Annotated in this window: 22 protein-coding genes; 9 read left to right on the forward strand and 13 right to left on the reverse strand. The window is 59.8% G+C overall.

The genetic code is table 11. The features are described from left to right. Window positions 1-155: 155 nt before the first annotated feature. Together htpX and K5Y35_RS16405 are read right to left on the reverse strand one after the other, a co-directional pair. The gene (htpX, locus tag K5Y35_RS16400) at window positions 156-1,043 is read right to left on the reverse strand and encodes a protease HtpX (RefSeq protein WP_123466521.1); all 888 of its coding nucleotides are present in this window, start codon (window positions 1,041-1,043) and stop codon (window positions 156-158) included. 304 nt (window positions 1,044-1,347) lie between these two features. Further along, window positions 1,348-2,559 (reverse strand): pyridoxal phosphate-dependent aminotransferase, encoded by a 1,212-nt coding sequence (locus K5Y35_RS16405; protein WP_123466519.1) that lies wholly within the window; start codon window positions 2,557-2,559, stop codon window positions 1,348-1,350. Window positions 2,560-2,782: 223 nt separating this feature from the next. On the opposite strand from K5Y35_RS16405, the gene msrB reads away from it, so the two are divergent. The 3 genes from msrB to K5Y35_RS16420 all read left to right on the forward strand — a co-directional run bounded on the left by msrB (window position 2,783) and on the right by K5Y35_RS16420 (window position 4,328). Further along, window positions 2,783-3,178, forward strand: a complete 396-nt coding sequence (msrB, locus tag K5Y35_RS16410) for a peptide-methionine (R)-S-oxide reductase MsrB (protein ID WP_123466517.1) — start codon at window positions 2,783-2,785, stop codon at window positions 3,176-3,178. Window positions 3,179-3,384: 206 nt separating this feature from the next. Beyond that, window positions 3,385-3,870 (forward strand): glutathione peroxidase, encoded by a 486-nt coding sequence (locus tag K5Y35_RS16415; protein ID WP_123466515.1) that lies wholly within the window; start codon window positions 3,385-3,387, stop codon window positions 3,868-3,870. Further along, window positions 3,867-4,328 (forward strand): MarR family winged helix-turn-helix transcriptional regulator, encoded by a 462-nt coding sequence (locus K5Y35_RS16420; protein WP_123466513.1) that lies wholly within the window; start codon window positions 3,867-3,869, stop codon window positions 4,326-4,328. The genes K5Y35_RS16415 and K5Y35_RS16420 overlap by 4 nt, the downstream gene beginning before the upstream one ends. Here the strand turns inward: K5Y35_RS16420 and K5Y35_RS16425 are convergent. Next, window positions 4,312-6,633, reverse strand: a complete 2,322-nt coding sequence (locus K5Y35_RS16425; protein WP_222832360.1) for a response regulator — start codon at window positions 6,631-6,633, stop codon at window positions 4,312-4,314. The two genes, K5Y35_RS16420 and K5Y35_RS16425, sit on opposite strands and share 17 nt — an antisense overlap. A gap of 166 nt (window positions 6,634-6,799) precedes the next feature. Here K5Y35_RS16425 and K5Y35_RS16430 point away from each other — a divergent pair, with 166 nt between their 5' ends. Continuing rightward, window positions 6,800-7,690: an ATP-binding protein gene (locus K5Y35_RS16430; RefSeq protein WP_123466509.1), complete on the forward strand. Its 891-nt coding sequence runs from the start codon at window positions 6,800-6,802 to the stop codon at window positions 7,688-7,690. Further along, on the forward strand, window positions 7,687-8,169 hold the full coding sequence (locus K5Y35_RS16435) for a GAF domain-containing protein (protein WP_222832361.1): 483 nt from the start codon (window positions 7,687-7,689) through the stop codon (window positions 8,167-8,169). The genes K5Y35_RS16430 and K5Y35_RS16435 overlap by 4 nt, the downstream gene beginning before the upstream one ends. On the opposite strand, the gene K5Y35_RS16440 is transcribed toward K5Y35_RS16435, so the two are convergent. The 8 genes from K5Y35_RS16440 to K5Y35_RS16475 form a co-directional block, all read right to left on the reverse strand. Further along, window positions 8,170-11,115, reverse strand: coding sequence for an HD domain-containing phosphohydrolase (locus K5Y35_RS16440; protein WP_222832362.1), 2,946 nt, complete (start codon window positions 11,113-11,115; stop codon window positions 8,170-8,172). Between the two features lie 48 nt (window positions 11,116-11,163). Next, a complete protein-coding gene (locus K5Y35_RS16445; protein WP_222832363.1) occupies window positions 11,164-14,805 on the reverse strand; it encodes a transporter substrate-binding domain-containing protein in 3,642 nt (1,213 codons plus the stop codon). An 8-nt stretch (window positions 14,806-14,813) separates the two neighbouring features. Next, window positions 14,814-15,440 carry a response regulator transcription factor gene (locus K5Y35_RS16450; RefSeq protein WP_123466502.1) on the reverse strand — a complete coding sequence of 209 codons (627 nt, stop codon included), beginning with the start codon at window positions 15,438-15,440 and terminating at the stop codon, window positions 14,814-14,816. Between the two features lie 387 nt (window positions 15,441-15,827). After that, window positions 15,828-17,156 carry a deoxyguanosinetriphosphate triphosphohydrolase gene (locus K5Y35_RS16455; protein WP_123466500.1) on the reverse strand — a complete coding sequence of 443 codons (1,329 nt, stop codon included), beginning with the start codon at window positions 17,154-17,156 and terminating at the stop codon, window positions 15,828-15,830. Window positions 17,157-17,225: 69 nt separating this feature from the next. After that, entirely contained in the window at window positions 17,226-18,389 is a 1,164-nt protein-coding gene (locus K5Y35_RS16460) for an EAL domain-containing protein (protein WP_123466498.1), read from the reverse strand. A 126-nt stretch (window positions 18,390-18,515) separates the two neighbouring features. After that, window positions 18,516-18,854 (reverse strand): hypothetical protein, encoded by a 339-nt coding sequence (locus K5Y35_RS16465; RefSeq protein ID WP_222832364.1) that lies wholly within the window; start codon window positions 18,852-18,854, stop codon window positions 18,516-18,518. Next, the gene (locus K5Y35_RS16470; protein WP_123466494.1) at window positions 18,851-19,237 is read right to left on the reverse strand and encodes a phage holin family protein; all 387 of its coding nucleotides are present in this window, start codon (window positions 19,235-19,237) and stop codon (window positions 18,851-18,853) included. The genes K5Y35_RS16465 and K5Y35_RS16470 overlap by 4 nt, the downstream gene beginning before the upstream one ends. Before the next feature lie 2 nt (window positions 19,238-19,239). Further along, window positions 19,240-19,554, reverse strand: a complete 315-nt coding sequence (locus K5Y35_RS16475) for a YqjD family protein (protein ID WP_123466492.1) — start codon at window positions 19,552-19,554, stop codon at window positions 19,240-19,242. A gap of 305 nt (window positions 19,555-19,859) precedes the next feature. On the opposite strand from K5Y35_RS16475, the gene K5Y35_RS16480 reads away from it, so the two are divergent. Continuing rightward, on the forward strand, window positions 19,860-21,068 hold the full coding sequence (locus tag K5Y35_RS16480; RefSeq protein ID WP_128615823.1) for an ammonium transporter: 1,209 nt from the start codon (window positions 19,860-19,862) through the stop codon (window positions 21,066-21,068). Here K5Y35_RS16480 and K5Y35_RS16485 read toward each other — a convergent pair. Further along, entirely contained in the window at window positions 21,065-22,777 is a 1,713-nt protein-coding gene (locus tag K5Y35_RS16485; protein ID WP_222832365.1) for a cation:proton antiporter, read from the reverse strand. The genes K5Y35_RS16480 and K5Y35_RS16485 overlap by 4 nt on opposite strands. Window positions 22,778-22,985: 208 nt before the next feature. Here K5Y35_RS16485 and K5Y35_RS16490 point away from each other — a divergent pair, with 208 nt between their 5' ends. The 3 genes from K5Y35_RS16490 to K5Y35_RS16500 all read left to right on the forward strand — a co-directional run bounded on the left by K5Y35_RS16490 (window position 22,986) and on the right by K5Y35_RS16500 (window position 24,603). Beyond that, window positions 22,986-23,222: a glutaredoxin family protein gene (locus K5Y35_RS16490; RefSeq protein WP_123466486.1), complete on the forward strand. Its 237-nt coding sequence runs from the start codon at window positions 22,986-22,988 to the stop codon at window positions 23,220-23,222. Between the two features lie 101 nt (window positions 23,223-23,323). After that, window positions 23,324-23,641, forward strand: a complete 318-nt coding sequence (locus K5Y35_RS16495) for a transcriptional regulator (protein ID WP_123466484.1) — start codon at window positions 23,324-23,326, stop codon at window positions 23,639-23,641. A 71-nt stretch (window positions 23,642-23,712) separates the two neighbouring features. Beyond that, window positions 23,713-24,603 (forward strand): pseudouridine synthase, encoded by an 891-nt coding sequence (locus K5Y35_RS16500; RefSeq protein ID WP_186746434.1) that lies wholly within the window; start codon window positions 23,713-23,715, stop codon window positions 24,601-24,603. Window positions 24,604-24,682: 79 nt separating this feature from the next. Here the strand turns inward: K5Y35_RS16500 and K5Y35_RS16505 are convergent, their stop codons facing one another. Beyond that, window positions 24,683-24,904, reverse strand: a complete 222-nt coding sequence (locus K5Y35_RS16505) for a YgdI/YgdR family lipoprotein (RefSeq protein ID WP_007908660.1) — start codon at window positions 24,902-24,904, stop codon at window positions 24,683-24,685. Window positions 24,905-24,951 lie beyond the last annotated feature (47 nt).

A 24,951-nucleotide genomic window follows, 5' to 3' on the forward strand; every position in this document is an offset into this window, starting at 1 on the left:
CAGCTCCCACAGTGATCCGTGTTGTATCAGAGATCCAGATAACAGCACAAAAGCCTGTGGGAGCAGCTTGCCAGCGATGGGGTCAGAACAGGCAATCCATTATCCCGAGCACAAAAAAGGCCCGCATCGCTGCGGGCCTTTTCGTTACAGATTGATCAACCGCGACGACGCAGCGCGTCGATACGCTCTTCCAGCGGCGGGTGGCTCATGAACATACGGGCAAAGCCCTGTTTGATGCCACCGTTGATGCCAAAGGCGTTCAGGGTGTCCGGCATGTGCACCGGCAGGCCCTGTTCGGCGCGCAGGCGTTGCAGGGCGCCGATCATGGCGTTGGTGCCGGCCAGGCGTGCACCGGCTTCGTCGGCACGGAATTCGCGTTTGCGCGAGAACCACATGACGATCGCGCTGGCGAGAATGCCCAGCACCAGTTCGGCGAAGATGGTCGCCACGTAGTAGGCGATGCCCTGGCCTTCTTCGTTCTTGAAGATCACCTTGTCGACGAAGTTACCGATGATCCGTGCGAAGAACATCACGAAGGTGTTCACCACGCCCTGGATCAGTGCCAGGGTAACCATGTCACCGTTGGCCACGTGACCGATTTCGTGGGCCAGCACCGCTTTCACCTCGTCGGGTGAAAAACGCTCCAGCAGGCCCTGGCTGACCGCGACCAGCGCGTCGTTCTTGTTCCAGCCGGTGGCGAAGGCGTTTGCTTCGTAGGCCGGGAAGATACCGACTTCGGGCATCTTGATCCCGGCTTCGCGGGACAGTTGCTCCACCGTTTGCAGCAGCCATTGCTCATGCCGGGTACGTGGCTGGCTGATGATCTGGGTGCCGGTGCTCATTTTCGCCATCCACTTGGAGATGAACAGCGAGAACAGGGAGCCGGCGAAACCAAAGACCGCACAGAAAACCAGCAGCTGACTAAGGTCGAGATCAACCCCGTTGGCCGCCATGAACCCGTTGAAGCCGAACAGGCTCAGGGTGATGCTGGCTATCAGCACGACCGCCAGGTTAGTGGCCAAAAACAGCAGGATGCGCATCATGGTTATAGAAATCTCCTCAAGCTAAAGATGTAGCGTACTGCGGGGTATATAAGGTGCTGCACCGGGCTATTCAACCGAGTGACTATTTCAAACTGTGTCCTACAGCCAATTCCCCAGTATGAAGGACAATTCTCACCGCCAATATCGAAACGGATGACGCGCGGCAGCGACCCGTCGCCATTACGCCAGGTGCGGATTAGCTGTTCGAATCGCAAGTGTAGAAGGGCGGTGGAAGTGCGGTTCACAGAAGTGTTGCTGAATCAGACAGTGCGCAACGTTCGGGCCGTTGCGCACTGCTGGCCAGTTACTGGCGGTACGACTTGAGGAAGTTGCCGATGCGGCCGATGGCCATTTCCAGATCATCGACGCGGGGCAGGGTGACGACACGGAAGTGATCCGGCCACGGCCAGTTGAACGCCGTGCCTTGCACCACCAGCAGCTTTTCCGAGAGCAGCAGGTCGAGGACGAATTTTTCGTCGTTGTGGATCGGGCAGACCTTCGGGTCGATTTTCGGGAACGCGTACAGCGCGCCCATCGGCTTGACGCAGCTCACGCCCGGAATGTCATTGAGCAACTCCCAGGTGCGATTGCGTTGTTCCAGCAGGCGACCCTGCGGCAACACCAGGTCGTTGATGCTCTGGTAGCCGCCCAAGGCGGTCTGGATGGCGTGCTGGCTCGGTACGTTGGCGCACAGGCGCATGTTGGCGAGCATGTCGATGCCTTCGATGTAGCTCTGGGCGTTGTGCTTCGGTCCGGAAATGGCGATCCAGCCGGAGCGGAAACCGGCCACGCGATAGGACTTGGACAGGCCGTTGAAGGTCAGGCACAGCAGGTCGGGCGCCAGCGAAGCGGTGCAGATGTGCACGGCGTCGTCGTACAGGATCTTGTCGTAGATTTCGTCGGAGAACACCACCAGGTTGTGTGCCCGGGCAATTTCCAGCATGCCTAGCAGGACTTCCTTCGAATACACCGCACCGGTCGGGTTGTTCGGGTTGATGATCACCATCGCTTTGGTGTTCGGGGTGATCTTGGCCTTGATGTCGGCCAGGTCCGGGAACCAGCCGGCGCCTTCGTCGCACAGGTAATGCACGGCGTTGCCACCGGCAAGGCTCACGGCAGCGGTCCACAGCGGATAGTCCGGGGCCGGCACCAGCACTTCGTCACCGTTGTTGAGCAATGCCTGCAACGACATCACGATCAGCTCGGAAACACCGTTGCCCAGGTAGATGTCTTCGATGCCGACACCTTCGACCTGCTTCTGCTGGTAGTACTGCATCACGGCCTTGCGCGCGCTGAACAGGCCTTTGGAGTCGCTGTAGCCTTGCGCGGTCGGCAGGTTGCGGATCACATCCTGAAGGATTTCGTCCGGCGCTTCGAAACCAAATGGCGCCGGGTTGCCGATGTTCAGCTTGAGGATGCGCTGGCCTTCCTCCTCCAGTCGTTTGGCGTGCTTGAGCACCGGGCCGCGAATGTCGTAGCAGACGTTGGCGAGCTTGTTCGATTTGCTGAACTGCATGGCGATGTGATCCCGAAAATGAACGATCCAGACGGCGAATGGACAACCGTACTGGGATTCCTGCGTCTTCGCACAGGCGGAGTCTTGCGCCGTGGCGCCGAGAATCCGTTTGAATGCGCCCGGTCTGACTGCCAGACTGGCGTGTGACGAGGCGCAATCATACGTGCCACCCGATCCGTGGAAAAGGTACAGATCGGGCTTTTTCAGCCGCTGAGGTGTGATGATGGAAAAGTTGGAAAAAACCCTGGAAGAATGGCGTGCGATGCTCGACCCCGAGCAATACAACGTGTGCCGTCTGAGTGCCACCGAACGACCGTTCTCCGGCAAATACAACGCCACCAAAACCGACGGTGTTTATCACTGTGTCTGCTGTAACGAGCCGCTGTTCGATTCCACGACCAAATTCGATTCCGGCTGCGGCTGGCCGAGCTTCTACGCGCCGATCGGCGCAAGCGCCATGACTGAAATCCGTGACACCAGCCACGGCATGATTCGCACCGAAGTGAAATGCGCCCGTTGCGATGCGCACCTGGGGCACGTATTCCCGGACGGCCCGCCGCCGACCGGTTTGCGTTATTGCATCAATTCGGTGTGCCTGAACCTTGAACCGCGCGAATGAACTTCACGTTTGAACGGTTGGATTGAACCTCGGCAGGAGCTGCCGAAGGCTGCGATCTTTTGATCTTCAAGACAAATCGAAAGATCGTCCGAATGCGGCCCGAGCCTTTGGCGGTTCCTGCGGGGAACGATTTCAAATATTAAATTGCACACAATTTAATTGCTCGCTATGTTTGGCCTTCGCCGATAACCCGAGGACCTCGTGCCATGAGCGACAACCTGCTGAATATTCCGTGCACCACCATCAAGGGTGAGCAAAAGACCCTGGCTGATTTCGCTGGCAAAGCGGTGCTGGTGGTCAATACCGCCAGCAAATGCGGTTTCACTCCGCAATACAAAGGCCTTGAGCAACTTTGGCAGACCTACAAGGATCAGGGCCTGGTCGTGCTGGGTTTCCCGTGTAATCAATTTGGCAAGCAAGAGCCGGGCAATGAAGGCGCGATCAGCGAGTTCTGCGAGCTTAACTACGGCGTCAGTTTCCCGCTGTTCAAGAAGATCGACGTCAACGGTGCCGAGGCCCATCCGCTGTTCGTGCAGTTGAAAAAACGTGCCCCTGGGGTACTTGGCTCCCAGGGCATCAAGTGGAACTTCACCAAGTTCCTGATCGGCAAGGACGGCCAGTTGGTCAAGCGTTTCTCCCCGGCCACCAAGCCGCAGGACCTGACTGGCGAGATCGAAGCCCTGCTCAAATGAACCGCCTGCCCGTCGATTCGCTGAAGCTCGACAGCCAGTTGTGCTTCAAGTTGTATGCCGCGTCCCGGGCGGTGATTCGTGCTTACAAGCCGATGCTCGATGAGCTTGGCCTGACCTATCCGCAATACCTGGCGATGCTGGTGTTGTGGGAGTGGCAGGATTGCGCGCCGGAGCAACCGACGGTCAAGGCGCTGGGTGAGCGCCTGGCCCTGGATTCCGGGACGCTGACGCCCTTGCTCAAGCGGCTGGAGCAGTTGCAACTGGTGCAGCGTCGACGCTCGGCGCGCGATGAGCGTGAAGTGCACTTGAGCCTGACCCCGGCAGGTCAGGCACTGCGCGAGCAGGTCGGGCCGCTCAAGGCGCGCCTGCTATGCGACAGCGGGGTCGATCTGGATCGCCTCAACGACTTGCGCCACGGTCTCGATCATCTGCTGGGGCAGATCAAGGCGCTGTCGTAGCCGGAATCCATTGATCGAGCAGGGCTGCCAGTTCTTCCCGGCGGAACGGCTTGGCCAGATAGTCGCTCATGCCCGCTGCCCGGCAGCGTTCGCGTTCCTCGGACATGGCGTTGGCGGTCAGGGCGATGATCGGCAGGTCCGGCCAGCGTCCGCTCTGGCGGATCTGCCGGCTGGCTTCGTAGCCGTCCATCACCGGCATGTTGCAGTCCATCAGCACCAGATCGAACGAGTGATACTCCAGTTGATCCAGCGCCTCGGCGCCGTGGGCAGCCACCACGACGTCGCAGCCCAGTTTGCCGAGCATGCCCTTGGCCACCAGTTGGTTGACCGGATTGTCCTCGACCAGCAGCACCAGCCCGCGCCGCACGTTTGGCGTTGTCTCCAGGCGAGTATCGTGGAAGGCCGCGGTGTCGGGTTGCAGGGTGCGGCGCAGATTCTGATAGAGCGCATTGCGTGCCAGCGGACGCGCCTGTTGCTGCAGTGGCGCAAGGGCCGCCGCTTCTTCGCTGGGCAGGAAACTGCCGTAAGCGGTCACCAGCAGGATCGGGGCGGTGAGGGTCGGACGCAGCCCGAACAGGCATTCCGGGCAATCGGTGATCAAAACGTCAGGCGTCAGACCGAGCAGTGAATCCTCGATGGTGCGCTGCTCGTATTCAAGGCCCCAGGCCGGCAGCAGGCTTTTCAGCAATTCGGCCAGGCCACTGCTGGCGGCGGTGATGGCCAGTACTTTGCCGTGCAATGGTGCGGGGGACAGTGCCCGGGTGTGGCAGGGCAACGGCAGTTCGGCACAGAACTGGCTGCCGAAGCCGGTCTCGGAGCTGATGGTCAGGCGCCCTTGCATCGCTTCGCACAGGTTGTACGTCAGCGCCAGTCCGAGCCCGGTACCACCGTACTGGCGCGTAATGCCGGCACCGGCCTGGGTGAACGGCTGGAAGATCCTGACCTGCGCTTCCTGGGCAATGCCTATACCGGTGTCGCAGACTTCGATGCGCACGCCGTCGTTACAGGTCGACAGGCGCACATCCACGCGACCGAAACGGGTGAATTTCAGCGCGTTGGACAACAGGTTGCTGACGATCTGCCGCACGCGGGTCGGGTCTCCCAGCACCAGCGCCGGGAAGTACGGATCGATCAGGCAGGTCAGTTCAACGCTCGGTGCGGCGTTCTGCGACAACAGGTTGGCCGTGTCCTCGATCAGCGAACCCAGATCGAACGGGATGTGCTCGAGCTCCAGTTGCCCGGCATCGAATTTCGACAGGTCGAGAATATCGTTGAGCAGTTCCACCAGCACCTTGCCCGAGTCGTGGGCGATCGAAAGCTGTTGCTGTTGCTCGGCATTCAACGGCCCGTCGAGGGACAGTGCGATCATCCCCAGCAGACCGTTGAGCGGCGTGCGGATTTCATGGCTCATGTTGGCGAGGAACGCCGATCGCGCTTCGGCCATTTCCAGTGCGGTGCGGCGGGCGACTTCGAGCTCCTCGTTGGACTGACTGAGCCGGGCATTGATTGCCTTGAGCTCGGCGGTGCGCGCCGAGACAATGTGTTCCAGTTGGCCGAGGTAGTCGGTCAGACGGTTTTCGGCGTTGCGCCGCTGCTGGATCTCGGTGGCGATATTTTCGAATTGTTGATTGGCCACTTTGACCAGCACACCGATTTCGTCATTGGCGTGTCCGCCCGGACAGATCAGTGAGGTCGGTTCGGCGCTGCGTGGATCGCGCCCGCTGAGTTCGCGAATCACCCGCACCAGCGGTTTGGTCAGCATCACGTAGAACAACGCCAGCAACAGGCCGGTGAGGATCAGGCTGCGGGCGAAACCGTTGAACAGGGTAATCTCGGCGCGGCGCAGAAAGCGGCTGCCGAATGCGTAGGTATCGACTTCAAGGCTCAACACCCCCAACGATTCGTTGGGCAGATGATCCAGGTACAGGCGATCCTCGAACTGGCGCTTGGCGCCGAACAGAAAATCGCTGATCACCCGGTAGCCGCTTTGCAGTTCCGGACGTTTGACGCTGGCCAGCACGTTACTGTTGTTGTCGGTCAGCTGCGCGGAGATGATCGCCGGTGAGCGCAACAGGCCCAGGGTGAGTTCCTGCGCGAGTTCGGCGTCGATGTTGTAGGCGATGCGTGATGCCGGATTGTGGCTGATTTCCAGCAAGGACAGGATTTCACGGTTGATGGAGGCGTCTTCGCTGGCATAATCGATGCCTATTTGCAGCAGACTGAGCAGCGTGCCCAGAATAAACCCGACCAGCACAGTCAGCCTGGCTTGCTTGTATGACAGCCGGTGGGTGAATTTGATATCCATGGGGTGTTGAACCACTTCCGTTTCCCTTCGCTGCTCAAGCATAGTCGATCATGTCTCGAAACCGAGGTTCCCGAATCGCCTTGTAACAAGGCGCGGCGCGGGATTATTGATCTGATTGTCGTCGCTGGATCACCATCATCACTGTGAACGTGCCCGAGGAGAAGACGTGGATTCCCGATTGAATGCTTTTCTTGAGCGCGCCGAGTCGGTTCTGGCGCGGATCGAGCCGCTGTTGCCGGCACCGCGTCCCGTCATTGACTGGAGCACCTGCCTGGCGGCGCGCTGGCAGCGCGACGGGCGCAGCGGGTATCTGCTGCCGCTGGAAGTCAGTCTCGACATGCGCCTGAGCGACCTGATCGGTGTTGATCGGCAGCTTGAGCAATTGGGTCGCAACACACAGCAATTCCTTGACGGCATGCCGGCCAACCATGCCTTGCTCTGGGGCTCGCGCGGTACCGGCAAATCGTCGCTGGTGCGGGCGCTGCTCGCCGAACACGCCGGGGCGGGTCTGCGCCTGATCGAAATCGAGCGTGACCATCTGGCCGACCTGCCGCGTGTGGTCGAGCAGATCGCCAAGTTGCCGCAACGGTTCGTGCTGTTCTGTGATGACTTGTCGTTCGAGTCCGGTGAAGGCGATTACCGCGTGCTCAAAAGTGTGCTCGACGGCTCGCTGGAGCAGGCGCCGGATAACGTCTTGCTGTACGCCACTTCCAACCGCCGCCATCTGGTGCCGGAGAAGGAAAGTGACAACGAAAACTGGAAACGCGTCGATGGTGAGCTGCACCCCAGCGAGGCCGTGGAAGACAAGATCGCGCTGTCGGACCGTTTCGGTCTATGGCTGTCGTTTTACCCGTTTACCCAGGAGCATTTCCTCAACGTCGTCGAGCACTGGATCGGTCAGTTGGCCGCCAAGGCCGGTTTGAGCTGGCAGCGCGACGAAGCACTGGACATCCTCGCCGTGCGTTGGGCCACCGGCCGCGGTAACCGCAACGGACGTTGCGCGTACCAATTCGCCCGTTACTGGGTGGGACTGAAATTGTTGGAGCACAAGGCATGATTGATTTGCAACAAAGCGGCCAGGGCCTCGAAGGCTATGGCATGTTGGCCGCGCAACTGGAATCGCTGCTGACGGACGAGCGCGATTTCATCGCCAACGCCGCGCAGTTTTCGGCGTTTCTGTTCAACCAGCTCGAGGACCTGAACTGGGCCGGTTTCTACCTCAACCGCAACGAAGAGCTGGTGCTCGGCCCGTTTCAGGGCCAGATCGCCTGCGTGCGCATTCCGTTTGGACGCGGTGTGTGCGGCGCGGCAGCTGCCAGTCGGCAAACCCAGCGGGTGGAAGACGTGCATGCGTTTCCCGGCCATATCGCCTGCGACAGCGCCTCGAACAGTGAGCTGGTGGTGCCGTTGGTCAAGGATGGCCGTTTGATCGGCGTGCTCGATCTCGATAGCCCGAAGCTGGCGCGCTTTGGCGTCGACGATCAGGCCGGCATTGAGCAACTGGCGGCGATTTTCCTGCGCCTGACCGACTGCTGATCAAGCGCTGAGGCCAGCCTTGCGCAACAGGCTGGCGGTATCCACGGCATCAATCTGCTGTGGATCGAGAAAGCGCGTGGCGTACTGCAGGTAGACGCCATCGCTGATGAACAGGCCGAACAGCGGCGCATCAATGTGCGCTTCGCGACACATGGTGGCCATGATCCCCAGCGCTTCGCTGAGGGTCTTGGCCTTCTTGTAGGGGCGATCGGCCGCCGTTAACGCTTCGAAAATATCGGCGATCGCCATCATCCGCGCCGGCAGGCTCATGTCTTCGCGCTTCAGGCGTTTCGGGTATCCGGTACCGTCCATTTTTTCGTGATGACCGCCGGCGATTTCGGCGATGCTGTCCAGATGGCCGGGGAAGGGCAGGTGGCTGAGCATCATGATCGTCTGCACCATGTGATGATTGATGATGTAGCGCTCCTCACGGGTCAGTGTGCCGCGGGTGATGCTCAGGTTGTACAGTTCGCCGCGATTGTATTTATAACGTGGCACGTCCAGCTTGAACCCCCATGGATTGTCGTCGGGAATCAACTCGTTCTTGTCTCGTTCGAACAAATGTTCGGGCTTGTCCGCCAATAACTTTTCGCGAACCGGCAGGGTCGATGCCGGTGTTTGTGCCTGACGTCTGTTTTCTGCCCACGACACCCCCAGACGGTCATCCAGGGTGCGCATCCAGGTGCGTTGGGCAAGGTCGTTGAGGCGTTCGAGATCCGCTTCGGCCATCGCCTCACTGCCAAGATTGCAGCGCGCGACGAAGGCAAAATCGTCGTCCAGCGCGCTCAGCGTGGCGTCTCGCTCCTGCGCCTGTGTTGTCGCGTCAGCACCGAGCGCCAGTGCCTGCCAGTAGCTGATCCATGCATCGCGCTTGAGCACCTCGAAGCGGGTGCGGATCTCGTGGATGCGGTCGTTGATGGTTTCCAGTTTGGTGGCTTTATCGACGACGTATTCCGGCGTCGTGACCTTGCCGCAATCGTGCAGCCAGGCAGCGATGTGCAGGGCTTCCCATTCATCCTCGGTCGGCCGATAGGCGCTGAACGCCGGGGCCTGACTGGCCGCGGCGGCCTGGGCCAGCATCAGGGTCAACTCCGGCACGCGTTGGCAATGGCCGCCGGTGTAGGGGCTCTTGGCATCAATGGCGCCGGCGAGCAGTTGAATGAACGCATCCAGCAACTGTTTCTGTCTGGCTTGCAGACGCTGGCTTTCGATACTCACGGCGGCGGCACCGGACACCGCTTGCAGGAACGCGATGCGATCAGGCTGCAGTTTTTCCAGATCCGCCGCCGTGCCGCTGTCGTTGACCAGCAGAATCAGCAGGCCGATGGTTTCATCGTGGCGGTTGTGCAGGCGGATGCCGATCATATGAACGCGCGGCGCTTGCATGGCCAGCAGGACTTGCTGCAGATCCGCCGCCTGATCGAAACCCAGATCGCTGACCAGGCTGTTCGCGCCGATCAGTTGCCTGAACCACATCGGGCCGTGGTCCTGTTGCAGGTCATGCGCCTGAATGTCGAAGTTCTCCAGGGGCTGCGGCGTGCCATTGATCACCAGTCCATAAGGCACCATGCGCGTGTCGTCATTGTCGCGCAGATAAATCAGACCGGCCTGGGCCTGGGCGATCCCCACGGTTTCGAACAGCACCCTGTGCAGCAACGGTGCGAAACGGGTTTCCGCGCACAGGCTGTCGGTGATGCGGAAGAAGCTCGCCAGCGTGTCTTTCATCTGCGCCATCGACACGCTCAACTGATCGACTTCCAGCACGGGTGAGCGTCGGCTCAGGGGAAAGTTGAAATCGAAGCTGCGGATTGCGTCTGCTTCCTTGACCAGCGCATGTAAGGGTTTGACCAGAATCCGCGAGATCAGCCAGCCCAGCGGCAGACACAGCAACAACGTGGCCAGGGTCACCAGTGCGCCTTGCCAGCGCATGCGATAGGCGTCGACCAACAGTTCGTCTTCGGGCACCAGCAGCGCCAGTTGCAGGCCTTTCGGCCCACCTTCCTGCATGCTGCTGCGGGCGACGATCCATTGCCGGCCATCGGCCTGCAGGCGCTTGCCAGGGTTGTCTGTCGTCAGCAGCACGTGCAGCCCGGGGCTCAGATCAGCCACTCTGGCCTGGCGTGCGTTGCGATCATCGACAATCAAGCGATCGCTGTCGGGGTAAGCCACGACGTTGCCATCGGCATCGAACAGGGCAATCTCGGTCGACGGGGTGACCCGGTGCTTGATCAGGGTGGCCGACAGTGTGGCCAGGGTCAGATCGGCACCGATCACGGCGCGCTCTCCACTGCGCCGGGCCAGCGTGGTGCCGATATTGTGGGTGGAGAAAAACACGTAGGGTTCAGTGGTGATCTGACCGGGTTGCCGGCGTGCATCGGTAAACCAGGCACGACTGCGCGGATCGTAGGCGTCGTCGCGGTTCTCCAGGCGGCTGACCGGCTGCAAGGCCTGATCGAAGAACAGCGATTGCGAGTGCGGCGTGCCCTGCGCGTCATGCTCGATGCTCCAGACTTGATAGCTTGCAGTATCCGGAGCCTTGAACCGTGTTTTCAGGGCAGCGTCGCGCAGCGGCCGGACCATGAAAAAATCGCCGTTGCTGTAACCCAGGTACAAGGAGGCGAGGTTGGGGTTGTCCGTCAGTGACTGGGCGAAGGGTTTGAGCAACGGCAAGCGTTCTTCAAGGCGCTGGGCCTGAGTGGCCGGGTTGTCCGCCAACAGACTGAGCACATGGCGGATCGGCTGGTAGGTTGCGCGCAGGTCCAGGCGTACATCCTGTTCGATACGGTTGAACAGTTGTTCGCTGCTCGACAGGATGATTTTCGTGGTCTGGTGATAATTGAACAGGCCCAGCACGATGCCAGTGAGCAACAGGAGAAACGTGAACATGACGCTGATGTGCACGTGCAGCGGGAACCGGCGTTGCTCCGGGCGCAGTGGGCTGGGCATTTCAGGCTCTCCATGATGGTTAACTCACTGCTCAGCGTTCAAGCATAGTTAAGGCAGGCTCATCGTGCTTCGATCCGCGAGGGCAAGTTGTTGCCGTAACGCCTGTTCGAGTTCGAGCATGGCCCGGTCAGTCGCCGCGCAATGGCGGGCGATGTCTTCGCTCGACAATGCGTGCGCGCAGGCCTGTTCGAGTGCATCGCAACAGGCGATCACCCGCGCAGCCTGGGCGATGCGGGCAGCGCCCTTGATTTTGTGGGCGACGATTGCCAGTGCGCCGAGATCGGAGGCGGACGACAGCGCGAGCAGTTCCTCCCGGTCAAGACGACTGCTCTTGAGCAGTTCAACCAGCAGGCGCCGAGCCTGCGTCGGGTCGCCACCGCACAGCAGATTCAGACTTTGCAGGTTGAAGGCCGGCGGTTGTGCCTTCGGGGTCATGCCATCGACCCATTGGCCGAGCACGCTCAGACTCAAGGGTTTGAACAGGCAGTCGTCCATGCCGGCCTGTTTGCAGCGCTGAACTTCCTCGGGCTGCGCATTGGCCGTGAAACCCAGCACGGTGCAGGGCGAGCAGCGCGTGAGCAGCTCATGCTGACGAATGGCGCGAGTCAGTTCATAGCCGTTCATCAAGGGCATGTTGCAGTCAACGATGACCAGGTCGAACTGGCCGGCCTTCCATTGCTCAAGGCCAATGCTGCCGTTCTCGGCAATGCTGAAACGATGCCCGAGAAACTCCAGTTGCTGACACATCAACAGGCGATTGGCGGGGTGATCGTCCACCACGAGGACGTTCAGCGGCGTCGGCGCAGTCTTGATCGATGGCACCTGTTGAGGGGGGCTCGCCTGGGCCGGCAGGGTTTGCAGGGGCAGAGAAACGCAGACCTGCGTGCCGATGCCTGGCTGGCTGCTCAATTGCAGATGGCCTCCCATCATTTCGCAGAGGTTGCGACTGATCACCAGACCGAGGCCGGCGCCACTTCTGGCCTGCTGACTGCTGTTTGGCGCCTGGGCAAAGGGTTCGAACAAGCGCTGCTGATCCTCGGCACTGATGCCGACGCCGCTGTCCTGCACGGTCAGTTGCATCAGCGCATGGGCAGGAGCCTCGGTTTGCATGAGGTCGAGGGTGATTCTGATCTGGCCTTGCTCGGTGAATTTGATGGCGTTGCTGATCAGATTCGACAGGACCTGCTTGAAACGCAGGGGATCCAGTTGCACGTCGACCGCGAGGTCCGGCGGATTGAAGTACGTGTGCAGGGCCAGGCTCTTCTGGCGTGCAAGACCGTCGAAGATTCGGGTGACGGACGCCACGGTTTCGACCAGGTTGACCCGCTCCGGACACAGACTCAGGCGTCCGGATTCGATCCGGGCAATGTCGAGAATGTCGCCGATCAGACCGAGCAGGTCTTTGGCCGAGTGGTAGGCGGTATCGATGGATGTTCGGTCCGGGTGCTGTTGATCCATGCGTCGGAGTGTCAGTTCGAGCATGCCGATCACCGCATTCATCGGTGTGCGGATCTCGTGGCTCATGGTGGCCAGAAACGTGCTTTTCGCCCGGTTGGCTTCATCGGCGCGTTCTTTGGCCGCGCGCAGTTCCTCGAAGAGCTGGCGGCGCTCACTGATGTCGATCCAGCCACCGATGACGCCTTTGACGGCTCCACTGGAATCACGATACGGGAGAATCCAGTGATAGATGGTCAGGCGGCGGTTGCCGATGTGCAGGGGACGGTCAAGTATCAACGGCGTGCCTTCGGCTACGACGCGGCGGTAATCGGCCTCAAAGGCCTGGGCTTCGAACGCGTTGCTCAGGGAGCCCTCAATCACGCTTTTGCCGATGACGTCTTCGCGCCTGGCGTTGAATGCTTCGAGGTAGCTGTCATTGCAGCTTTGCAGCAGGCCTTCGCGATCGCGAACGTAAATGGGGTGCGGTGTGCCGTTGACCAGCGAGCGCATGAACTCGAACTGATCGTTCAGGGCGCGCTCGGCTGCCTGGCGTTGCTTGATCTGGTGACGCATGTAGGCGTTCCACGCCAGTAACAGCAGGAGAACCAGCCCGGCGGCGCCGATCACTTGATAAAACAGGCGCTGATAATTGCGCCAGATATTCTGCGAGGTGGAGTAGCCGCGCCAGCGACCGTTGATCACCCCCAGTTCCTCGGCGGCGATGCTCAGCAACGCCTTGTTGATGATCGAGACCAGTTCGGTGTTGTCCCGCGCTGTTGCCAATGAGAACGCGGCCTGGCTGGTGCCGATGGTGGTGGTGATTTGCAGCGCCTGATCAAAGATCCGCGAAGAGATGAAATAGTTGGCGATCACCAGTGAGTTCACCGCGCCATCGACATGCTTTTCGGCGAGCAGCGAGACCGCGCTGAAGGTGTCCGGCGTCTCGATCAACTGGATGAGAGGAAACTCCCGGCGCAAGTACTCGACCATTGGATTGCCCTGGGCAATCGCCAGTTGTTTGCCCTTGAGCTGGCTCAGGTTTGTCGGACCATCGGCGCTCTTGCGGGTCAACAGGACATAGGAATTTTCCAGGTACGGGCGACTGAAGTTCAGGGTTCGCTCGCGTTCGGCGGACGGCAACAATGCGGCAATCAGATCGGCCTGGTGACTGTCTATTTGCCGGATCATCTCCGCGTCGTTGCGACTGCGCCGGATGTCGAAACGCAGGCCTGTGCGCAAACGGATCAGTTCGAGCAGGTCGGCGCTGATACCGCGTAAATTGCCGCCGCTGTCGAAGAACGTCAGCGGTGCCAGCGCTTCATTCACCACCACACTCACTACGGGGTGTTGTTTGATCCAGGTTTCTTCACGCTGGGTGAGTTGCAGTTTCTGGTCGGTCAGCAACAGGTCACTGCCGGCACTCCAGCGCTTGGCGATGTTATCGCGTTCGCTCCTGGGTACGGCATTGAGTACGGTGTCGATGATCGACAACAACTGCGGATTGTTGCGCCGTACGGCAAAGCTGAATCCCCGGGTTTCCTGCTTGCCGAAATTGGCCATGCGCACGTTATTCAGGTAGCCCTTGTTGACCATGTATTGGGTGGAAACGATGTCGCCGAGAAACACGTCGGCCTGATCGAAGGCAACCGCATTGATGGCATTCTGGTAGGAGGGATAACAAGTGATGAGCGCTTTGGGGTACAGCGCCTTGACCTCGTGCAACGGCAGATAGTGATAGACCATGCTCAGGCGCAGTCCGGCCAGGCCTTGGGCCAGGGAGCGGGTTTCGTCTTCACGGGTGACCAGCGCCGGCTGATCCCTCGCGTAGGGCACCGTCAGCGCGAGGTTCGCGTTGCCCGCCTCGAAAGCGTTCGCGGTGCCGAGCAGATCGATCTGGCCATCGACCAGGGCGCGTATCGCTGCGTCCCGGGAGGCAAAGCGCATGACACGGATCGGCAAGCCGGTGGCCTGACTGAGGAGTCCGGCATAGTCGGCCGTCAGACCTTCGTAGTCCTTGCCGCTGACAGTCATGTCAAAAGGCGGATAGTCGGGTGCAGAGGTGCCCAGTATCAATTCTTTACGAGCACTCAGCCACACGCGTTGGGACTGTTCGAAGATGACCGGCACCGCCTCGCCTGAAGACCGGCTGAGCAGGGCATAGTCCGGTGCCGCGTTGGGCATGGCAAAGGCGTAGGTACTCAAAAAAAGAGCAACGCTCAACGCAACTAAATAGTCCTTTAAACGACTGGGCATGCGGGGTCTCACACGAGTGCGTTTCGTTTGGCCATCTCGATAAGTTCGACAAGGGATCTGGCTTTGAGCTTTTGCATCAACCGCTTCTTGTAAGTGCTGACGGTCTTGTTGCTCAAGAACATGCCCTTGGCGATTTCCTTATTGGTGCGGCCTTGTGCAAAGAGTTGAAGCACCATCAATTCGCGATCGTTGACGGACTTGAATAATTCCAGTTCGGCATAACGAATATCGTCGCTGCGAACCGGGTTCAATGCCTGACTGGGGAAATAGTTGTAGCCGGAAAGTACGGCTTTGATTGCACTGACCAGTTCGCTCAAGTCCTCTTGTTTACACACATAACCTGATGCGCCGGATTGCATGCAGCGAACGCCGAACAGCGTTGGACATTGAGCAGTGAGTACCAGGGTTTTCAATGGCGAACTCATGGCGTTGAATCGGGCCAATACCTCAAGGCCGTCGAGCTTGGGAATGCTGATGTCGAGAATGATCAGGTCTGGCATGCACTCGCGCACCATCTGCATGGCATCGACCCCGTTATCGGTTTCACCGACGACCTTGTAACCCTCATGCTCCAGCAGCATTCGAACGGCGAGACGGATGACCGGGTGGTCGTCGACAATAAAAACGGAGTTCATAATCAAATCCCATACAAGCACGAATAAAGGGCGCACCTTAGCTCAGATGAATGAGCACTCGCATGAACTGTCATGAACTCACTTGCGTTATCAGATAATTCCTACAACTAATGAGGAAAGGGACTACGACTAATCTGGGTTTGGCGTAAGGATGCTCAATTTTTTAATTTGCTTATAGTTGGCATTGGATGTTTTGCAAATGCGGTGGACTAATGGTTTTAGAGGGGCGGTTGGTGTTGTGTCAGTTGTTTATTATTTGTTTGTGTAAATGTCTGGGCGGTGAATAAAAATACCGCAGCCCTGGGGAAACAGCGTTGACCACATTAACGCTGTACATGAAACAGCCCGTATTCAACCGGCCAAGAGCGCCGGCTGAATACGTCAGGATCAATGACTGGAGCGCCCGGTCATCTCCATGGCCATGTCGCTGGCGTAGCTGTCGGTCATGCCGGCGATGAAATCGATCATGCGCAGAAACGAGGTGTGCAACGAACCGTGTGGGTCCGGCGCATTGTTGCCCAGCAAGTCGAGGATGCGCCGGCTCTTGAAGGAAGGCGTACGGCCGTTGTGTTGCTCCAGGGCAGCCCCGCAAAAGGCATTCAGCAGGATTTCCAGCGTCGTATAGGCGCCGATTTCGTGCAGGGTCTTGCGTTTGTCCTGGAAGATCTTCTTGCGGGCGATGTCCTTGGCGTTCAACACGCAACGCTTGGCCGGTCCGTGCATGTGCTCAACCAGATCGCCGTGCAGCGTGCCGTCGAGCAGGGCATCCTGCTGCTCGACGAAGGCCCGGGCCGCAGCATTGGTCAAATGTTCGATGGCCTTGCCGCGCAGAATCGCCAGTTTGCGTCGGCGCGAATCCTGCGGACCGAGTTGCCGGTAGGTTTCCGGCAGGTCGTCACCGACCAGCCCCAGCAGCAGCGATTCGACTTCGCTGTAATCGAGCAGGTCCATCTCCAGACCATCTTCGAGGTCAATCAGCGCGTAGCAGATATCGTCGGCGGCTTCCATCAGGTACACCAATGGATGCCGCGCCCAGCGCTGGTCTTCCAGTTGAGGCAGGCCGAGCTTGTGGGCAATCTGCTCGAGTAACGGCAACTCGCTCTGATAGCAGCCGAACTTGTGCTTCTTGTAGCCGAGAGAGTCGGCGTGACGCGCGGTCCACGGGTACTTCAAATACGTGCCGAGGGTGGCGTAGGTCAGTCGCGTACCGCCGTCAAACTGATGGTACTCAAGCTGCGTGAGCACCCGGAAACCTTGGGCATTGCCTTCGAAATTGAGGAAGTCAGCACGTTCTGCCTCGCTCATGCCATCAAGCCAGCCGCGCCCGGCGGCCTGCTGGAACCAGTGGCGAATGGCATCCTCCCCGGAGTGGCCGAAGGGTGGATTGCCAATGTCGTGGGCCAGGCAGGCCGATTGCACGACCATTCCCAGATCGCTGGGGTCGCACCATTCGGGCAGGGCATTGCGCAGGGTTTCGCCAACGCGCATGCCCAGCGAACGGCCCACGCAACTGACTTCCAGTGAATGGGTCAGGCGTGTGTGGATATGGTCGTTGCTCGACACAGGGTGCACTTGGGTCTTGCGCCCGAGGCGGCGAAAGGCACCGGAGAAAATGATGCGGTCATGGTCTTTGTGAAAAGGGCTGCGACCCAGTTCTTGCGGGCTGTGCAGCGGTTTTCCGAGGCGTTCGCGGTTGAGCAGGGTTTGCCAATCCAAGGCTGGTTCTCTCCGTCAAAGTGACTGTTGCCCTAGCTTCCCGGTTCATGCTGCCACCTGCAAGCGGAACTACAGCCCCGCCGCATCAATATCGATCAACAGCAGCCGCTCGCCGTTATCGAAAAACTGCCCGGCCGTCAGGCAGTACTGATTGCTGGTGGCATCGCGGTAGGTGCTGGACAGGGTCAGGCGACGTTCCTCCCAGCCCTCGGCCAGCAAATGATAGAAGTAGGGTCGCCATGACCAGTTATGCCCCAGGTAACGGTTGTCGGCGACCCAGCCATGGTGCCGCCACTCCAGGTTCGGAGTCAGCTGCGTACCGTGCCGGTCGCATTGGTAAAACCGCAGCAGCCAGGGAAACGCCTCCAGGTGGGGCAGGGCGCTGAGAGGTGCATGGGCCTGCGCCCAGCCCTGCAGGATCGCCATCAATTCCGCCAGTTGCTGGCGCATCCGCATCAAGCGCCCGCGCTCAGCGAGTTTCTGTTGGACATAACGCTGGCGCAACTCGGCGAAGCGCGGCACAAACGCGTCGGTAGCAAAAAAGGCTTCCTGCGCCCGCGCGAACAGAAAACCCTGCACATAACGTGAGCCGCACTCAAGGGCGAAATTCAGTTGGGCTTCAGTCTCGACGCCTTCGGCGATGATCCAGCAACCCGTCTTCTCGGCCATCTGTGCCAGCGCCTTGACCACATCACTGCTCGGCCCGCCTCGTGCGGCGGCCTGGAACAGGCGCATGTCGAGTTTGAGGATGTCCGGCTGTAGCGCGAGCACGCGATCGAGTTGCGAGTAGCCGGCACCAAAGTCATCAATGGCGATTCTCGCCCCGGCCTCGCGGTAGCGGGCGACCACTTCGGCCAAACGCTGACTGTTGCCACCCAACTCGGTGATCTCGAACACAATGCGCTGCGCATCGACCCCGTGACGCGCCAGTTGCTTGAGGCTGGGCAAGGCTTGATCGGGGCGCAGGCGACTGATCCAGCGCGGCGACATGTTCAGGCTGAGAAACCAGTCCGCCGGTGCTTGGTGCAAACGGCTCAGAGCGTTGTCGCGGATTTGCCGGTCGAGACGCCGCAGGGCGACTGCCGGCGTACGCGGATCGGCGAACAGCGGCCCGACCGAGGTCAGTTGACCGTCATTCTGGCGCAGACGACCCAGTGCTTCGACGCCTGCTATACGGCCGGTGGCGGTGTCGATGAAAGGCTGAAAGCAGGCGAGCGGTTGCCCGTCGATCACGGGGCCTCCTTAGTCGTTCTTGTTCTGATTGAACCCTGTCGACCGGGTAGGCGTGCAGGGATCGAACCTCTCGATAAAAGAGGTTCATCCCGGTGATATTGCAAGAATGCAGCCAGATGTGTCGGTTTAACGCTTGGTCGAGCTTTGCATGACCAGTTTGATCAGCGGCCCGAGGCTGGTCCCGAGTCGGATCAACCGCGTCAGGCCACTGATACCACCGCTTTTCGCGCCTTTGCCGGTAATGAAGCCCAGCAGAGTGACAGCGGCTACGCCCCATAACGGCGCGTGTTTGATGCCGAAGCCGTCGTGCAGGTTTTGCGTCATGCCGCGCACGCGCTGCAACGGTTGCAGGACCTGTCCGGCTTCGTGGCGGATTTCCTGGCGATGCATTTCCATGCGCAAGCGGATCAGCGCCTTGCGCATTTCCCGGCGCGAGCTGTTGTGAGGCAGTTCAGGCAGGCTCATGGCAACAGGCGCTCCCGGTCGTTGGCCAGCTCTTCCAGCGTACCGTGGAAGGGTGAGGATTCATCGAAGATCGCTGCCTTGAGGCGCAGCCCGCAGAAGATTGCCGCCAGGGTGTAGAACACGCACAGGCCGATAATCCCGGCCAGCCGGTAGGTGTCCCAGAGCAGGATCAACACCAGGGCTGACAGGCCGACCAGCAACAGCAGCGCAAACACCAGCGCCAGACCCGCAAACAACAGCAGGCTGACGGTACGGGATTTCTGCTCCTGCAGCTCGATGCCGAACAATTCGACATGGCTGTGCAGCAAACCAAGGACAGCGGCGCCCAGACGCCGTGTGGAGGAGGCGGTGCCCGCAGTCGGGCCGGATTCACCGATCGACATGATCAGCGCCGAGTGGCCAGCAGGCCAATCAGGAAGCCGACGCCAGCGGCGATACCGACCGACTGCCACGGATTGGCCGACACGTAATCCTCGGTGGCGTTGACCGCTGCCTGACCGCGATCACGCAACGTCTCTTCAGTCAGTTTCAGGGTCTCGCGGGCACGCAGCAGGCTGTCGTGAATCTGCTCACGCAACTCATCCGCCTGATCACCGGCCAAGGTCGCGGTGTGCTCGAGCAACCGTTCGGTGTCGGCAACCAACGTCTGGAAGTCGTTCATCAGGATTTCTTGAGCAGTCTTTGCCTTGATGCTGGCCATGGGTGGATCTCCGTAAGTGGCGTCTGAAGCGTTCGAGTATGAGCCTTGCGCGAAGGTTCATTACAAATGACTGGTACAACTTTTGCTGTGTGCTGGTGCGTCGTCCGGCAGTCGTGCGCTGTTGCCGGGCGTGCATGCCGGAAAACCTTAACTCAAATAATCCCGGTTCGTGTCAGGACATCGACCTCGTGCGCCAAAACGGTACAGCGAATCTGCGGATCCCTGACCGGGCGGTCGCAACTTGGTGCATGAAATGCCCGCATGAACCGCTTTGGTGCTCTTTTTTCCTTCAGGTCTGCCTCTCCATGGAAAATCTGCAAAGTGCTGTGGACACACTGGTGCACAGCTCCAATACATTGTTCATTCTGATCGGTGCGGTGATGGTGCTGGCGATGCACGCCGGTTTCGCTTTTCTGGAGGTCGGTACGGTTCGCCAGAAAAACCAGGTCAACGCGTTGTCGAAAATCCTCAGTGATTTTGCCGTCTCGACCCTGGCCTATTTCTTTATAGGCTATTGGATCTCCTACGGTGTGACGTTCATGCAGCCAGCGGCCGTTTTGAGCGCTGATCATGGGTATGGGCTGGTGAAGTTTTTCTTCCTGCTGACTTTCGCCGCAGCGATCCCGGCGATCATTTCCGGCGGCATCGCCGAGCGTGCCCGGTTTGTTCCGCAGTTGTGTGCCACGGCGTTGATTGTGGCGTTCATCTATCCGTTTTTCGAGGGGATGATCTGGAACGGCAACTACGGCCTGCAAGCCTGGTTGACCGCGCAGTTTGGCGCAGCCTTCCATGATTTCGCCGGTTCCGTGGTGGTGCATGCCATGGGGGGATGGCTGGCGCTGGCAGCGGTGCTGCTGCTCGGCCCGCGCAACGGCCGTTACCGCGATGGAAAACTGGTGGCGTTCGCGCCGTCGAGCATTCCGTTTCTGGCGCTGGGCTCGTGGATTCTGATTGTCGGCTGGTTCGGCTTTAACGTGATGAGTGCGCAGACCCTGCAGGGCGTCAGTGGCCTGGTGGCGGTCAACTCGTTGATGGCAATGGTCGGCGGCACGGTGGCGGCGTTGATCGTCGGACGCAATGACCCGGGTTTCCTGCACAACGGCCCGTTGGCCGGACTGGTGGCGGTTTGCGCGGGCTCCGATCTGATGCATCCGGTCGGCGCGCTGCTGACTGGGGCGATTGCCGGGGCGCTGTTTGTCTGGTGCTTTACCGCCGCGCAGGTGAAATGGCGCATCGACGACGTGCTGGGCGTGTGGCCATTGCACGGTTTGTGCGGGGTGTGGGGCGGCATTGCCTGTGGCATCTTCGGTCAGACGGCGCTTGGCGGTCTGGGCGGTGTCAGCCTGATCAGCCAGTTGATCGGCAGCGCCCTCGGTGTGGCGGTGGCACTGATCGGCGGCTTCGCCGTGTACGGCGTGATCAAGGCGCTGCACGGATTGCGCCTGAGTCAGGAGCAAGAGTATTACGGCGCCGATCTGTCGCTGCACAAAATCGGCGCGGTGAGTCAGGATTAGGTTTCCACATCGTCGGCACCGGGATAAAAACCGTGCAACAGACGGTAGCGATCGATGCGCACCTGATCGACTTTCTCCTGCACCTGATGCGCCGGCAGACCCAGCATGATCAAGGCATGTGAGGCGAGCATCAGGCTCGACTCCAACAGCTCCGGCACCACCTCGGTGGCGCCGGCAGCTTTCAGTTCCGCCCATTGGCTGTCGTCGCGCGTGCGCACCAGAATCGGCACATGGGCATTGAGCCGGCGTGCTTGCGTGAGGATGCGCAGCGCGACGTCACTCTGGTCCACGGCGATCACCAGCAACCTGGCACGCAGCAGGCCGACGGCGGTGAGTAGATCGCCGCGTGTCGAATCGCCGTAGTGCACGTCGCTGTCCCCGCTTGTGGCTTCCTGAACGCGCACCGGATCGTTGTCCAGCGCAATGTAAGGCTGTTGCGCGTTACGCATGAACCGGCCGATCGACTGGCCGACCCGTCCGTAGCCGCAGATCACCACATGCTTGTTGAGGTCGGCATTGAGCGCACTGATTTCTTCGATCTGCGCTTCCTGATTGGGCTTGCGGTGCAAGGTCGCGGCAATGCGCGGGGCTGCCCGCAGTAACAGCGGCGTCAGTACCATCGAGCAAAAGGTGGTTGCCAGCAGCAGGGCGCCCAACCTGTCGGGCAGCAGGCTGTTTTGTTGCATTTGCGCCATCAGCGCGAAACAGAACTCGCCACCCTGGGCGAGGGCCAGACCACTGCGCCAGGCCGTTTCGCTGTCGCTGCCGCGCCACTTCACCAAAAGGGCCACGACGAGGCCCTTGATCACCATCAAGCCCAAGGTGAGACCGAGGATCAGCAGGCTGTGACTGACGAACAGTTGCAGGTCGATCAGCATGCCGATGCTGACAAAAAACACCCCGAGCAAAATGTCACGGAAAGGCCGGATGTCCGCCTCGATCTGATGGCGATAATGGCTTTCGCCCAGCAACATGCCGGCGAGAAATGCGCCGAGGGCCGGCGACAGCCCCAGCAGGTGAGTCAGCCAAGCGGTCAGCAGCACTATCACCAGCGCCAGCAGCACGAACAATTCTGCCGAGCGTGACGCCGCCACTTCATGGAAAAGACGCGGCAACAACCAGCGGCTGGCCAGCAGCAGGCCGACAAACAGCAGCACGGTTTTCAACAACGTCAGTGGCAAGGCCCAGTACCACGCCTGAGTGCTGCTGCCAGCGAACACCGGCACCAACGTCAACAGCAGCACCGCGACCACGTCCTGAAACAGCAAGACACCCACGGCGTTCTGCCCGTGGCTGCTGAACACTTCACCGAGGCTGCCAAGTTCCTTGGTGACGATCGCCGTGGAAGACAACGAAAGCCCGGCACCGAGCAGCAGCGCGGGCGTCGCGGACATGCCCAGCAGCATCAGCAACAGACCGAGCAGCGCCGTACTGATCAGCACCTGCTGACTGCCGAGACGGAATACCACCTGACGCAGGGCAATCATTTTCGACAGAGAGAATTCCAGGCCCAGCGAAAACAGCAGGAACACCACGCCCAGCTCCGCCACATCCGGCAGGTGTTCGCTCTGGTTGACCCAATCGAATGCGCTGGGCCCGACCAGCAAACCCACGCACAGGTAACCCAGCACGGGTGGTAGCCGCAGCCGACGAAACAGGGCAATCACCACGAGGGACGAGGCGAGGATAATCAACAGATTGGCAAACACTGGGCACTCCGATGTCAGGTTTTGACCTCTCAAGCGTAGAGGCAAAAAGTCCGGGAGCATCGTGTAATTGGCTTCTGGGCGAACTGATTTGCGTCAGGGTTTTGCGCGCCAACCGCCTGCAGGAGGGTTGCAGCCTTTGAGCGGCGTTGGCTCGACGGGTTTTCAGGCGCGGCCTAGAATAAGCCCACGAATTTTTGGTTGAGCGATCATGCTTCCTGAATGTCAATTGTTCGGCACCCTGGGGTGTCATCTGTGCGAAGTCGCGGAATCCATGCTGATGGAGTTCGTCGAGCGCGGTTTGCTGGTGGAACTGGTGGATATCGCTGACGACGAGTCATGGTTTGAGGCCTACAGCCTGCGGATTCCGGTACTGCGCCGGGTCGATACCGGCGCAGAGCTGGGCTGGCCATTCAGCGCGGATGAAGTCGTGGCCTTCTTGCGTTAATCATTCACCCCGCTGGTCGCAACGCTTATCCATCCCTTGGCACCTCGCGGCTTATTCGGTTACTGTATGTTCATACAGTAATTGAGTCAGAGGGACGAACCGTGGTCAATGTCGAACAGTTGAAGAACAGCGTGAACCGGATGTCGGTTGACGTGGTGCGCGAGGCCGTCCTCGAGTTGCGCCTTGACGGGCTGGTCACGGAAGGCAAGACGCCGTTCAACAAACTGCATTTCAACACCTGCTTTGCCGAGATCGAGGCCTTGTTTCAGCGGGCCGGGTACCACAAGCAGCTGGATGTGGTCGGCTATCAGGGCTTGCTGTACGCCTTGTATGATCCGGGGCGCTGGGAGGCTGTCGACGTGCTGCGCTGGCTCAAGGAGTTCACGGAGGCGGCTGCGCTCAAAACGATTCCGGCCTGAGGAATCTGCGCTAGGTTCGTGGCCTCCCGTGCTGGATAATGCCGGCCTGCATTGAGGGTTCGAATTTCCGTATGTCCACATCTCCATTTTCCGCTGCGCAGAATCAGGCCAGCACGCTTTATCTGCCGCCTGGTCACTGGCTGACCGTACTCGACTGCCTGTGCGATCACTTCAGCGCCATCGGCCGCGAGCAATGGCTGGACCGGATCGCCCGGGGCCGCGTGCTGGATGGTCAGGGACAGCCGATTGCAGTGGATCTGCCCTATAAGGAAGGCCTGCGGATTCATTACTTTCGCGAAGTGCCGGACGAAAAACCGATTCCGGTGATCGAGTCGATTCTGTATGCCGATAACCATCTGGTGGTGGCCGACAAACCGCATTTCCTGCCGGTGACGCCGGCCGGCGAGTATGTGGAACAGACATTACTGCGCCGGTTGATCCGACGCCTCGATAATCCCCATCTGGTGCCGCTGCACCGGATCGACCGGCATACGGCGGGACTGGTGATCTTTTCCGCCAATCCGCAGTCCCGTTCTGCTTACCAGTCACTGTTCCCGACGCGGCAGATCGACAAACGCTATGAAGCCATTGCGCCGGCGCTGCCCGGACTGGAATTTCCCCTGATCCATAAAAGTCGCCTGGTCGATGGCGAACCGTTTTTCCGCATGCAGGAAGGGCCGGGCGTCAGCAACACCGAAACAGCGGTTGAGGTGCGTGAGAAAAACGGCGATCTATGGCGTTATGGCCTGTATCCGGTCACTGGCAAGAAGCATCAACTGCGGGTACACATGACCGCGTTGGGGGCGAGTATCTGCAACGATCCGTTTTATCCAGATGTATTGAAAGATGTTGAGGATGACTACGCCAATCCGTTGAAGCTGCTGGCGCAAGGGCTGCGGTTTGTCGACCCGGTGACCGGTGAGTTGCGCGAGTTCGAGAGTCGAATCACCCTGCAGTGGTGATATCACCGGACTTTCCGAGCCCACATGAAAAAGCCCGCATCGAATGCGGGCTTTTCTGTATCGGGTGTCGACCCGGAGCTTACAGCTCCTTAACGGTACGAACCTGATCCTTGTTAATGCGAGTTTCTTTGCCGTCCAGCTGTTTGAACTCGTAGAAGCCCGAATCATCATCGTATTTCGGGGTGTCGACGGCCTGGATTTCGCGACCGTCATTCAAGGTGATCACTGTTGGCGACGAGCAACCTGCGAGGGTAGCCAGGCCCAGTGCGAGCATGAAAGTGGCGAGGGTCCGTTGAGTCATGAGTGTGTCTCCGAATGGGAATTCTTTTGGTTACTGAGCTTGAGACG

Origin of the sequence: Pseudomonas sp. SC3(2021) (genome assembly GCF_019856535.1) — a bacterium.
GTDB lineage: Bacteria > Pseudomonadota > Gammaproteobacteria > Pseudomonadales > Pseudomonadaceae > Aquipseudomonas > Aquipseudomonas monsensis.